8 protein-coding genes are annotated in these 12,402 nt (G+C 65.4%); 7 read left to right on the forward strand and 1 reads right to left on the reverse strand.

Features of this window, described 5'->3' with window-relative positions; all coding sequences use genetic code 11:
* Positions 1-104: 104 nt before the first annotated feature.
* Entirely contained in the window at positions 105-2,150 is a 2,046-nt protein-coding gene (locus tag FJ948_RS14690) for a N,N-dimethylformamidase beta subunit family domain-containing protein (RefSeq protein WP_140705545.1), read from the reverse strand.
* Positions 2,151-2,538: 388 nt separating this feature from the next.
* Between FJ948_RS14690 and ftsZ the strand changes: the two genes are divergently transcribed.
* The 7 genes from ftsZ to FJ948_RS14725 all read left to right on the forward strand — a co-directional run bounded on the left by ftsZ (position 2,539) and on the right by FJ948_RS14725 (position 12,394).
* The gene (gene ftsZ / locus FJ948_RS14695; RefSeq protein WP_140705547.1) at positions 2,539-3,576 is read left to right on the forward strand and encodes a cell division protein FtsZ; all 1,038 of its coding nucleotides are present in this window, start codon (positions 2,539-2,541) and stop codon (positions 3,574-3,576) included.
* 185 nt (positions 3,577-3,761) lie between these two features.
* Entirely contained in the window at positions 3,762-5,147 is a 1,386-nt protein-coding gene (locus tag FJ948_RS14700; protein WP_246677524.1) for an SWIM zinc finger family protein, read from the forward strand.
* A complete protein-coding gene (locus tag FJ948_RS14705) occupies positions 5,144-6,583 on the forward strand; it encodes a DUF5691 domain-containing protein (RefSeq protein ID WP_140705551.1) in 1,440 nt (479 codons plus the stop codon). Before FJ948_RS14700 ends, FJ948_RS14705 begins: the two co-directional genes overlap by 4 nt.
* Before the next feature lie 20 nt (positions 6,584-6,603).
* Complete coding sequence (locus FJ948_RS14710) at positions 6,604-7,683, forward strand: AAA family ATPase (RefSeq protein WP_140705553.1); 1,080 nt, start codon at positions 6,604-6,606, stop codon at positions 7,681-7,683.
* A gap of 4 nt (positions 7,684-7,687) precedes the next feature.
* Entirely contained in the window at positions 7,688-9,937 is a 2,250-nt protein-coding gene (locus tag FJ948_RS14715) for a DUF5682 family protein (protein WP_140705554.1), read from the forward strand.
* The gene (locus tag FJ948_RS14720; protein ID WP_140705556.1) at positions 9,930-11,165 is read left to right on the forward strand and encodes a VWA domain-containing protein; all 1,236 of its coding nucleotides are present in this window, start codon (positions 9,930-9,932) and stop codon (positions 11,163-11,165) included. Before FJ948_RS14715 ends, FJ948_RS14720 begins: the two co-directional genes overlap by 8 nt.
* A 254-nt stretch (positions 11,166-11,419) precedes the next feature.
* Positions 11,420-12,394: a sugar-binding transcriptional regulator gene (locus FJ948_RS14725; protein ID WP_140705914.1), complete on the forward strand. Its 975-nt coding sequence runs from the start codon at positions 11,420-11,422 to the stop codon at positions 12,392-12,394.
* Positions 12,395-12,402: the final 8 nt, after the last annotated feature.

Below are 12,402 nucleotides of genomic sequence, written 5' to 3' on the forward strand. Positions count from 1 at the left end.
GATTGATCATGCATGATAGACGCTTCGGTCGTTGCGCGGCAAGCCAAGTGCTGGAACCGGCGCGGCGGCGGGCTGCCTTCCTTTCCAGGCTATCGATCCGAGGCCTACCGGCTCCTTGCCGCCGCCAGATGCGTCAGCAAATTCCTGGTGATCCGGCCGACGTCGTTCATGGCATCGCCGGCCGGCAAGGCGCCGCACCAGGCGACCGAACTGGCGCAGAAGATCAGGCCGCCCGAAGACAGATGGCGCAGCGTCATCTCCGCGCAGCGGCGGCCGTCGCGCTCCCTGTCGCCTCCCTCGTACCAGCGCGTCGCGTCATGGACGAAGCTGTCCGGGAAGCCGGTCGCCCGCGCAATGACCATGGTGTCGGGGGATGTGCCCAGATGCGGGTCGGTGGCATCGACCTCGTAGCCGGCAGCGCCGCCAAGCACGATGCCCTCGTCGCCGAAGGTCTCGTTGGCGACGCCGTCGAACAACCACGCGGCCGAGGGTTGATGGCTTTCCGGTGTGCGTGTGAAGGGCCGTGCACTGTCGAACCCCATCAGCGAGATGGCGACGCCCGTCAGCGAGAACTCGCCGCGCCCGCTGGCGCGCAGATAGCCGCCCGGCTGGTTGGTGATCGACAGCGACTGCTCGGCGACCGGTCCATCCCAGGTGCGGCCCGCTTCGAGCGGCGAGCGGCGCAGTTCCATCAGATCGTCCTGGAATGCGACCTTGCCGGCAAAGCCATTGCCGCCGAGATAGGCGATGCTGCCGCCCGCCGCCGCGAACTGGCGCAGCGCGTGCTCCATCTCGACCGACACATATTCGGGATGGCTGCCGGTGATGACCGCCTGATAGCCCTGCAAGCCGGCAAGGCCCCGCTCATGCAGGTCGCGGTCGGTGATGAGATCGAAGGCAATGCCGTTGCTATGGCAGAAACGCAGAAAGTACAGGTCGACCGGCAGATTGTGCGGGCAGCCGCACAGCGGATAATTGTAGTCGTCGCGCAGCGTCGCCTTCGGCTTCCTGGTGGAACAGATCGACACGCCGCTGAGATCACTATGGTAGTCGTAGAGCGACTTCAGATTGTTATCGATCGCGAAGCGATGGCCGCGATCCTCGCACATCCATTCGTAGAGATGCGCCGGCAGGAATTCATCCGCATAGGCGAGATAGGTGGCTGTCGGCACCAGGAACAACAGCGGCGCCCGGCGCACCGACGAAGTGATGAAGAAGACGATACGCTCCGATCCTTCATCGTGACCGACCTCGAAGGCATAGACCCCGGCCGGCGCCTCGGCGGGAACCTGTAATCGGTAGGAGGCGGGCCACTGCAACGCGCCCATGTCGTCGTCGTGGCAATGCACCGCGTCGTAATGCGACGGCACCAGGCGGGGATCGAAACTCGACCCATCCCAGCGGCGCGAGGTCATGCAGAAGGCGGGCTGGTTGACCGTTTCCAGGAGGAGGACGCGATCGGTGCCCATGGAGGCGATAGGGCCGCTCGGCAGCAAGGTCGGAAACGTCCAGGCGATACGACCGGCCGCGGTTCGCAAGGAGATCGCCGAGAATTTCGCATTGAGCGACCTGACATCGTTTGCCGTGCTGGTGCCGAAAACCATAGCGCCGGGCAGGGGCCGCCACGGCAGGTCGAAGCGATGGTTCAGGTGAAATGGCGACAGGAGATCGTCCGAGTCGATCCGCACCATGGTCGCGCCATCAATCGACGAAATCTCGACCCTGAGCCAGGTGTTTGCCGGCAAGGCCACGCCGGTTTCGAGCGTCTCGCCGTCGTGGCCTGACGTCAGCCCCCCGTCCTGCAGGCCGAGGCGCAGGTTTCCGCTCTCGAACAGCACGCGGGCGCCATCGTTGCGGGTCAAATACACTTCGAAGGCGACACCTTCGATCTCGGTGGCCTTGGCCAGTTCCGCCGCCGCGATCCTCAGGAAGGATCCATGATCGAAATCGCGATGGGACACGGCATTTCCCGTCGGCTCGACGCGCCAGCCCATCGGCTCGGCCGCTTGCGTGTCGAGCCGCACGACGCGCAAGTCGCTTGGCTGCCGCGACGACGACACGTGAAGGGCGACCGGTGTTCCGGCCGCTGTATGCCAGGGAACGGTGTAGCCCGAGACGGCCATGGCGGCGTGGTCGACGGGGCGCTTCATCGCCGCGAAACTCCGCGTCGCGATACCGGCGGCCGCATTCCCCTCGATGGCGAACTGGACAATTCTTTCATACCCTTGGGTTCTGGAGGTCGCCCCCTCGGCCTTGATGCCGACGAAGTGCGTGGAGATCTCACTCAGGCCATCAAGGCCATCGGCGAATCCACGACGACAGTATAACGATTGCCTGAAACCGGACAGTCGTTCTCGCAGGTCGGCCTCTTCATCACAAATCTTGACCCGAGCGCACTTGCACGTGCGGCCGCTCTCTGGCTTTTTGGGGTACCCATCCGAACGGACTGATTCGCGTCATGCCGCTCGATTGCAATGTCCCGCGGGCAGTTTGCTTGTGGGTCGTGAAGCGCACGCAATTGGCGAAGGAGAAGCAGGCATGGCCGAGTTCAAGAAGCCGGAAATCTCCGAGATGAGACCCAAGATCACAGTGATCGGCGTCGGCGGCGGTGGCGGCAACGCGATCAACAACATGATCGTGGAACAGCTTCAGGGAACCGAGTTCATTGCCGCCAACACCGATGCCCAGGCGCTGACGATGTCGAAGGCGACGCGGCTGATCCAGCTTGGCGCGCATGTCACGGAAGGCCTTGGCGCCGGCTCGCTGCCCGAGATCGGCCGTGCCGCGGCCGAGGAATCGCTCGACGAGATCATGGATCATCTGGCCGGCACCCATATGTGTTTCGTCACCGCCGGCATGGGCGGCGGCACCGGCACGGGTGCGGCTCCGATCATCGCCCAGGCGGCGCGCAAGGCCGGCATCCTGACGGTCGGCGTCGTCACCAAGCCGTTCACCTTCGAGGGCAGGCGCCGCATGCAGATGGCCGAAGAGGGCATCGAGCGGCTGCGCGAGGCCGCCGACACGGTGATCGTGATCCCCAACCAGAATCTGTTCCGCATCGCCGATGCCAAGACCACCTTCGCCGATGCTTTCGTCATCGCTGACCGGGTGCTTTATGCCGGCGTCAGCTGCATCACCGATCTCATCGTCAAGGAAGGCCTGATCAATCTCGACTTCGCCGACGTCAAATCGGTGATGCGCGGCATGGGCCGCGCTATGATGGGAACCGGCGAGGCGTCCGGCGACGGCCGGGCGATGAAGGCGGCGGAAGCCGCGATCGCCAACCCGCTGCTCGATGAAATGTCCATGAAGGGCGCCAAGGGCGTCCTGGTGTCGATATCGGGCGGCAGGGACATGACCCTGTTCGAGGTCGACGAGGCGGCCACGCGCATCCGCGAGGAAGTCTACGAGGACGCCGACATCATCGTCGGCGCCATCTTCGACAAGAGCATGGAAGGCCGCTTCAGGGTCTCGGTGGTGGCGACCGGTCTGGACCGTGCGCTCGGCGAGGGGGAGGTCCATGCCGATATGGCACGGGACCATCCAGGCCACGCGCCGACGCGGATCCTCCAATAGGATTTATTGGCGGGCCTCGCCAATAGCGCCGTATTGCGTGCGCAGGGGGCTGATCGGGACAATCGGCACGCAGCGTCTGTATTGATCTCCAGTCCGCCGCTGCTACAAGAATCCGTCACAGACTGCCATCTATACTGGCAACTGGCATTCGTTCTGGCGACCAGAGGCGCGGCTTGGAATTTGACTTGAAAACGATCGAGGCGCTTGCCCCTGACCAGGCATCGCTGAGCGCCGCTTCCAAGCTGACCAAACGATCGAACTGGCCACGCCTCGAAAAGAACGAAGCGCTGGCCCTCATGTGGGGCGAGTGTCAGGGATCCGGCTCCAATCCCTACCGCGTGGTCGTCGACACCGGCGATCATGGCTATAAATGCACGTGCCCGTCGCGAAAATTTCCCTGCAAGCATAGCCTCGCCTTGATGTGGATCGCCGCCACGGTGCCGACCAGTTTCACCCCGGCCGATTCGACGCCGGAGTGGGTGAATGACTGGCTCGGCCGGCGCAGGAAAACCACGCCACCGCCCACGCAGCCGGCCTCGGGTGCCGGCGGCAAGAGCATCGGTGAGGCCGCGCGGAGCGACGAGAGCACCGAGGTGGAAGACGCGGCGGCCGTGGAACGCCGCGAATCGGCACAGCGCAAGCGGGCCGAGGAGACGCGATCCTCTGTGTCGGCGGCGCTGGACGAGATGGACCAGTGGATATCGGATCAGTTGCGGCTTGGCCTTGCCGGATTTGTCGAGAACAGCAGCGACCGTTGCCGCCGGATTGCCGCGCGTCTGGTCGACATGAAGGCGACGGCCCTTGCCGGGCGTATTGATGAAATTCCATCGCGCCTGATGTCGCTGCGCAAAGAGGAACGGCCCGATGCGGCGATCCGCGAACTTGGCAAGCTGGTGGTGCTGGCCAAGGCCTGGCGTGCCGCACCCGACGATCCCGAACTGAAGCGGTTGGTGTCGACTTCCGAGACGCGCGACCAGGTTCTGGCGAGCCCCCACGCGGTCCAGGTCGAAAGTACTTGGGAGGTTCTTGGCGAGAAGATCGAGACCCGCCGCGATGGCCTCGTCAGCCATTCGACCTGGCTGCTCGATCTCAGGAGCGCCGCTCCGCGCTTTGCGCTTCTGCTCGATTATTTCCCGGCTTCGGCCGGCCGCCGGTCCAACGCCTTCACGCCAGGCGACCGCTTCGACGCGCGGCTGATCTTCTATCCGTCGCGGCAGCCGCTGCGTGCCCTGGTGATGGACCGCAGGGGTGACGTCTCTTCGGGCGAATGGCCCGCTGTCGCGTCGAGCGAACCGGATCCGCTCACCACGCATCTTGCCTGTCAGGACGCGGCGCCGTGGCTCACCGATTGTCCTGTCATGCTGCCGCAAGGCGCGATCCTGCTCGACGACCGGGGCGCGCCCTGGTGGCAGGCGGCCGGCGACCCGAACGGCATCGCCTTGCCGATCAACGAGGCTGTCAGTCCAACCCTGCTCGGTATCGATCTCGCGGCCACGGCCGCGCTTTGGAATGGCAGCCGGCTTGACCTCCTGGCGGCTCAGAGCAATTTCGGGAGGCTCGATTTGTCGTGAACGAGCTTGAGCAGATCGGCCTGGCGACGATGCGTGACTGCTGGATCACCGGCGGAGCGAGCTTCGACCTGGCCCCGGCCGCGTGGCGGGAAATCGGCGGCGGTTCGGACGCCGACGAGAAGGAGCGCCGGCTGCTGGCGATCGCCGCGCAGGCGCTTGAGATCGCCTTGCGGCCCGCCGCGCCATCGACGCTGAAACGCCGCCCCCCGTTGCCGAAACTCGCTTTCCCGATGTTGCCCGACCGGCTGCGGCCGCTTGCCAGAGCCGCACTCAAACAGGCGGCCGACACAAGGGGCAAGGCACGGGTGGTGACGCTGGTCGCCAGCCGTGGCCTGGTGCTGCATCCGATGGACTGGATGCCTTCTGCCTCCGATCAAGACAGTCCTGATGTCTATGCCCCCTGGGTCGACTGGCAGGCGGGCGTCGAAGGGCAAAGCCATATCAGCCAGGACAGGCTGGCGGCGCAAAACTGGGATGATTTCTACCCTGCGGCGCGGCGTACAGCGCTTGCCGAGATGCGGCGCCGCGAACCGGCTTCGGCCCGGCGGCTGATCGAGGCCAAGGGATCGGACGAGCCGGCGGAGATCAGGCTTGCCCTTATCCAACTCATGCATTTCGGGCTGGGGCCGGATGATGTGCCGTTCCTGAAGGGGCTCGCCGCCGACCGTTCGGGCAAGGTGCGCGAACTGGCCGGCCGGCTGTTGGCAAGGTTGGGTCAGCACGGCCTTCCAGGTGAGGCCGGAGGCGAGGATCCGGTCACCGAACTCGCGGCCTTCATCAGCGCGGGCAAATCCGGGTTCATCCGCCGGCGCACGACCTACACGCCGGTGAAACCGAAATCCCCGGCGCAGGACCGACGCCGTGCCGAATTGTTCGGCACCTGCAATCTCGTCGATCTCGCCGTACGCTTTGGCGTTGGCGAAACCGAATTCATCGCCGGTTGGCAGTTCGGCGCCGACAGCAATGCCGATATCTCTTTCGCGCGCATGGTGGCCGCCTCGGGCAGCGATGCCGCGGTGAAGCACATGGCCGACACGCTCGTCGCCGAAGGCGGTAGGCCCGCGCTTTTCGTCCTCCACCTTATGCCGCGCCTGGACATCAGAAGAAAACAGGCCCTCATCCGCCTGATCCTGAAAGACGTGACATATCTCGCCTCGCTCAACCTGCTCGAAGCCGCCGAGGCGGGCTGGGTGGAGTGGGGTGACGTCGGGCAAGTCCTGCAGGCGCTGCGTTCGGCCGTTGGCGGAAGCGATGACGGCGCTAAGCGGACCGCCCACAACCTCCTCGAAATGCTTGGCTTTCTTGCCACGTCAGCCACGGCAACGCGGCTGATCGACGAGATGGTAGCAGCCGGCATGCCGCCGGCCGCCCCTTCGCTCGGCTTGCTGCGCCTCAACGCGGCGCTGGGCGAATATCAGTCCGAATCTCGAAAATGATTAAATCCGGAGAACAGCAAATGAACGCAGTCATCCGTCTTCCGGTCGAGCAGGCCTATGCCGGCGAGTTGCAGGCGCTGGCGCGCAACGACGATCGGCAAAAGCCCGCCGGCTGGAGCCTGTCGCCAAAGGCGGTGCTGACCTATCTCCTCGGCGGAAAGGCCGACGACGGCACGCCGGTTACGCCGAAATATGTCGGCCGTCGCCGGTTGATGGAAACCGCGGTCGCGACGCTCGCAACCGATCGCGCCCTGCTGCTGCTTGGTGTTCCGGGTACCGCCAAATCCTGGGTGTCGGAGCATCTCGCCGCCGCCATCATGGGCGACTCGACGCTGATCGTGCAGTGCACCGCCGGCACCGACGAAAACCAGATCCGCTATGGCTGGAACTACGCACAGCTTCTGGCCAAGGGCCCGAGCGAGGAGGCGTTGGTGCCGACACCGCTCTATCGCGCCATGCAAGGCGGCAAGCTCTGCCGCCTCGAGGAACTGACGCGCATGGGTTCGGACGTGCAGGATACGCTGATCACCGTGTTGTCCGAAAAGATGATGCCGATCCCCGAACTCAACACCTCGATCTACGCGCAGCGCGGCTTCAACATCATCGCCACCGCCAACAACCGCGACAAGGGCGTCAACGAATTGTCCTCGGCGTTGAAGCGCCGCTTCAACGTCGTCGTGCTGCCCTTGCCCGAAGACATGGCGGAAGAAGTGGCGATCGTCTCCAAGCGCGTCGGCGAGATGGCCGGCGGCCTCGACCTGCCGGTACCGAAGAATGTCGGCGACGAGATTGCTCGCGTGCTGACCATTTTCCGCGAGCTTCGCTCGGGCGCGACATCGGACGGCAAGGTGACGTTGAAGACGCCGTCCGGGTCGCTGTCCACGGCCGAGGCGATCGCCACCATGGTCGGTGGGCTCAGCCAGGCGGCATGGTTCGACGGCGGCAAGCTGGGCGCCGAAGGCCTGGCTGCCAGCCTCGTCGGCGCGATCGTGAAAGATCCGGTGCAGGACAAGCTGGTGCTCGAGGAATATCTGGAGACGGTGCTGAAGAAGCGGCCCGATTATGCCGGTTACTATGCGGCCTTGAACGCGGCGATCTGACGCCATGTCGCAGGGCGAGGTTTCCTATTTCGGCATACGCCATCACGGGCCCGGCTCCGCCGACAGCCTGGTGCAGGCGTTGCAGGATTTGAAACCGGTCGCCGTGCTGATCGAAGGTCCCGCGGATGCTTCCGCGCTGCTGCCATTGCTCGCCCGCCCTGAAATGCAGCCGCCGGTGGCGCTGCTGTGCTATCCCGAAGACGATCCGGCTTCGACCAGCTTCTGGCCGTTCGCCGAGTTCTCGCCGGAATACCAGGCCGCCCTGTGGGCCATCGGCAACAGCGCTGCATTACGGTTCATCGACCTGCCGTCATCGGCCCGGGTGGCACCGGTTGAAGATGCGCAGGACGCTGCCGCTGACGAAGCGGAAGCCAAGGTCGAGATTGAAACGGCGCCGCATCTGCGTGACCCGATCGGCGCACTGGCACAAGCCGCCGGCTACGAGGATGGCGAAAGCTGGTGGGCCGACATCATCGAACAGAACCCGGAGCCAGGGCCGATCTTCGCGGCCATAGCCGATGCGATGACGACACTGCGCGAAGGCGAAGGCCCGCTTGCCGAATTCGAGGCCAGACGCGAAGCGCATATGCGGCTTGAGATCGCCGCCGCGCGCAAGGAATTCGACGGGCCGATCGCTGTCGTCTGCGGCGCCTTCCATGTGCCGGCCCTGCGGGCGACACGTCCGCAAAAAGAGGATCAGGCCCTCCTGAGAGGGCTAGCCCGGCGCAAGAGCACGATGACCTGGGCGCCTTGGACCGGGCCGCGCCTTGCGCTTGGCTTCGGCTACGGCGCCGGGGTCGTCGCCCCCGGCTGGTGCAAGCATCTTTGGCGCACCCGTGGCCGGCATGACGCGGCGACCTTGTGGCTCGCCATGATCGCCGCCGTGCTGAGGGCGAAGGGGCATATGGTCTCGACCGCCTCGCTGATCGAAGCCGAAAGGCTGGCCCGCGCGCTGGCTGTGATCCGCGAACGGCCAAAGCCCGGCTTCGAGGAATTGCGCGACGCCGCGATCGCCGCCTTGTTCAACGGCGAAGCCATCCTGTGGGCGCTGGTCGAGGCCGAACTGCTGTTGGGGGCGGATGTCGGCGAAATTCCGCCCGATACCCCGTTGGCGCCGCTGATCGAGGACCTGCAGCGCAACCAGAAGGCGGCGCGGCTGAAACCCGAGGCGCTGGAGCGCGAATTGTCGGTCGATTTGCGCAGCGAAAGCGGGCTGTTTCGCTCGACCTTGCTGCACCGGCTGAACGTGCTTGGCGTGCATTGGGGCAAGCTGACCGACGCAGGCCGCAGCCGTGGCACCTTCCGCGAGCGCTGGACGCTGTCATGGGAGCCTGAATATGCCGTTCGCCTGGTCGAGAACCTGGTCCATGGCCCAACCATCGAGAAGGCCGCCAACGGCCGGCTGATCCAGATGATTTCCGCCGCGTCATCCCTCGATGCGTTGGCGGGCCTGGTTCAAGGCGCCATCACGGCAAACCTGTCGGAAGCCTCGACCATCGGTCTCGCGACGCTGGAGGAACGCGCCGCGCACAGCAGCGAATGCCTGGAAATCCTGGCATCGGTGCCGCCGCTCGCCGACATCATCCGCTATGGCGAAGCCCGCAAGACCGAAACCGCCCGCCTATCCGGTCTTCTGGCGCGGCTGATTGTCGAAGGCGGGATCGCACTCCCCTATGCCGCCCGTGATCTCGATGCGCAGGCTTCCTCCGCGCTGGTCGGCGCCATGCGCAAGGCCGACGACGCGATCAGGCTGGTCGAACCGGAACAGGACGTTCTGGATGCCTGGCGCAACGGACTGGCGGCCGTGCTCGATGGGTCGCGCTCGACGGCGCTGGTAGCGGGATGTGCCGCGCATCTGCTCTACGAGGCCGGCCATCTATCGGCTGAAGCAGCGGCAGGCCTGATCGCGCGGCGCCTGTCGCCGGGCACGGCGGTCACCGAGGCCGCGGGGTTCTTCGAGGGCTTCTTCAGCACCGCCGGCCAGCGGCTCATCTATGATGAAGGGTTGCGCGGAGCAGTGGACGCCTGGCTCAAATCGCTCGACGAGGAGGCATTTGTCGCGCATTTGCCGCTGTTGCGCCGGGTCTTTTCGCATCTCGACTCTATGGAGCGGCGGCGGCTGATCGAAGCGGTGCTCGGCCGCGCCAGGCGCCTGCCGGCCGGGCTGACACCAACGCCTGATGGCGGCGAGGCGTGGCGCCGGCATCTCGATCGGCTCGCGCCATTGCTCAGCGGCGAGAATGGCCATGGATGACGGGATCGACATGAGCGTATCCGGCCAGGCGGGCGACGAGCGCGAGCGCCGCTGGCGCCTGGCGATCGGCGCCGATGATCCGTCATCGGCAGCGCTTTCCGAGACCGACAAGCGGCTGTCCGCGGCACTGGATGCGCTCTATGGCGACGGCGCCGGCGACGCGGCTGCCGATCCGCGCAAACGGCGCGGCGGTCTGGGGCGCTCGGCGCCGAAGGTCGCGCAATGGATGGGCGATATCAGGTCGTTCTTTCCCGCGCAGGTGGTCCAGATCGTCCAGAAGGATGCCTTTGAACGGCTGAACCTGAAGCAGATGCTGATGGAGCCGGAATTCCTCAAGGCGATCGAGGCGGACGTCAATCTGGTCGCCGATCTGATCTCGCTGCGCTCGGTCATGCCGGCCAAGACCAAGGACGTCGCCCGCACGATCATCGCCGACATCGTCGCCAAGCTGATGCAACGGCTGGAGCAGAAGACCGCCGAGGCGATACGCGGTGCGCTCGACCGCTCGCGCCGCACCAACCGCCCGCGCCAGCGCGACATAGATTGGCCGCGCACCATTTCGGCCAACCTTCGCCACTATCAGCCCGAGCACAAGACCATCGTGCCGGAAAGATTGGTCGGCTTCATGCGCCAGCAGCGTCGGCTGGTCGATCTGGACGAGGTCGTGCTGTGCGTCGACCAGTCCGGGTCGATGGCCAGTTCGGTGATCTATGCCTCGATATTCGCCGCCGTCATGGCCTCGCTGCCGGTGGTGAAAACCAAGCTGGTCTGCTTCGACACGGCGATCGTCGACCTGACCGAGGAACTCAGCGACCCTGTCGAAGTGCTGTTCGGCGTGCAGCTTGGCGGCGGCACCGACATCAACCAGGCGGTCGCCTATTGCGCCGAGCGTATCGAACGGCCGACCAAGTCGCACATGGTGCTGATCACAGACCTCTATGAAGGCGGCAACGGCCAGGAATTGCTGCAGCGGCTAGCCGCACTCGTTCGCTCGGGCGTCAATGTCGTGGTGCTCCTGGCGCTGACCGACCAGGGCAGGCCGGGCTATGACCCCAAAATGGCCGGGTCGGTTGCGGCACTCGGCATTCCCGTCTTTGCCTGCACGCCGGATCTGTTTCCCGACATGATGGCGGCGGCACTGCGTCGCGAGGATATCGGCGCCTGGGCGGCCGGGGCCGACATCAAGCTGGTACGCGCCGAGGCCGACGGTTCCATGGCTGGCGCGTAAGGCGCGATTCTTCATCCCGCCTGGAACGCGCCTGGCGTCGCCAGAGCGGGAACCCAGAAGCAATTTTGAAAGGCCCGGTGCTGACAGGGCACGGCGGAAGGGCCGCTTCGCATCATCATAAGCTGACATCGCCAAAAGGCCGGCCGACGCCGGCTTTGGCCGTCATGTCGTGAATTGCGCGCAGCGATCGCTTGACTCCCATCGCGCCATGTGAAAAATTTTGCAGCAACTGATAAAAATATCAAAGGGTGGAAATGGTAGGGTTCGGCAACGGCCTTTTGCGCGACGATGATGCCAGCATGGCGGCGCGTGCCGCCTGGCTTCATTACGCCGGCGGGCTGACCCAGTCCGAGGTTGCCAAGCGGCTCGGGCTGACCAGCCTCAAGGCCCATCGCCTGATCACCAAGGCCAACCAGGAAGGGCTGGTGAAGGTCTATATCGACGGCGAAGTGTCGGAATGCGTCGAGCTCGAGGACGAACTCTCCCGCCGTTACGGCCTCGACTATTGCGAAGTGGTCCCCGATTTCGATTCCGAGGACCTGCCGCTCAAGGCGCTCGGCATTGCCGGCGCGCAGTTCCTCAAGCGCGAGATCGAGCGCGGCGAAGAGGCGCTGATCGGCGTCGGCCATGGCCGCACGCTGGCTGCCTGCGTCGAATATCTGCCGCGCACCACCACCGACCGGATCCGCTTCGTTTCGCTGCTCGGCGGCCTGACGCGGAAATTCTCGGCCAACCCGCATGACGTCATCCATCGTCTCGCCGAGCGCACCGGCGCCGAAGCCTATGTGATGCCGGTGCCGATGTTCGCCAACACGGCGGAGGACCGCATCGTGCTGCTCGGCCAGAAGGGCATCAGCGAGGTCTTCGATCTCGCGCGTTCCGCCGACCTGTTGTTCGCCGGCATCGGTACCGCCGAACGCGAGGCGTCGCTTGTCGCCACCGGCATGATCGAGAAGGGCGAGATGGAGGAGATCCGCCGCAATGGCGGTGTCGGCGAACTGCTCGGCCATTTCTTCGACGAGGCCGGCAAGGCGGTGGCGACGACCGTCTCCAACCGGGCGCTGGCGCTGGCGCGCGAGGATATCGCCAGCCGCCGGATCGTCGCCGTCGCCGGCGGCAAGATCAAGGTTCGCGCCATCAAGTCGGTGCTGGAGGGGCGCTATCTCAAGGGCCTGATAACGGACGAGCGCACGGCGCGATCGCTCGTGGAAGAGACGCCGGTCGGGTAGCCGGCAAC

The sequence above is a fragment of the Mesorhizobium sp. B2-3-12 genome, from assembly GCF_006442205.1.
Lineage (GTDB): Bacteria > Pseudomonadota > Alphaproteobacteria > Rhizobiales > Rhizobiaceae > Mesorhizobium.

Excerpts from the sequence above, each read along its gene's own strand:
- FJ948_RS14725 (WP_140705914.1), top strand. The coding sequence starts at position 11,420 with ATGGTAGGGTTCGGCAACGGCCTTTTGCGCGACGATGATGCCAGCATG.
- FJ948_RS14690 (WP_140705545.1), bottom strand. The coding sequence starts at position 2,150 with ATGAAGCGCCCCGTCGACCACGCCGCCATGGCCGTCTCGGGCTACACC.
- ftsZ (WP_140705547.1), top strand. The coding sequence starts at position 2,539 with ATGGCCGAGTTCAAGAAGCCGGAAATCTCCGAGATGAGACCCAAGATC.
- FJ948_RS14720 (WP_140705556.1), top strand. The coding sequence starts at position 9,930 with ATGGATGACGGGATCGACATGAGCGTATCCGGCCAGGCGGGCGACGAG.
- FJ948_RS14715 (WP_140705554.1), top strand. The coding sequence starts at position 7,688 with ATGTCGCAGGGCGAGGTTTCCTATTTCGGCATACGCCATCACGGGCCC.
- FJ948_RS14710 (WP_140705553.1), top strand. The coding sequence starts at position 6,604 with ATGAACGCAGTCATCCGTCTTCCGGTCGAGCAGGCCTATGCCGGCGAG.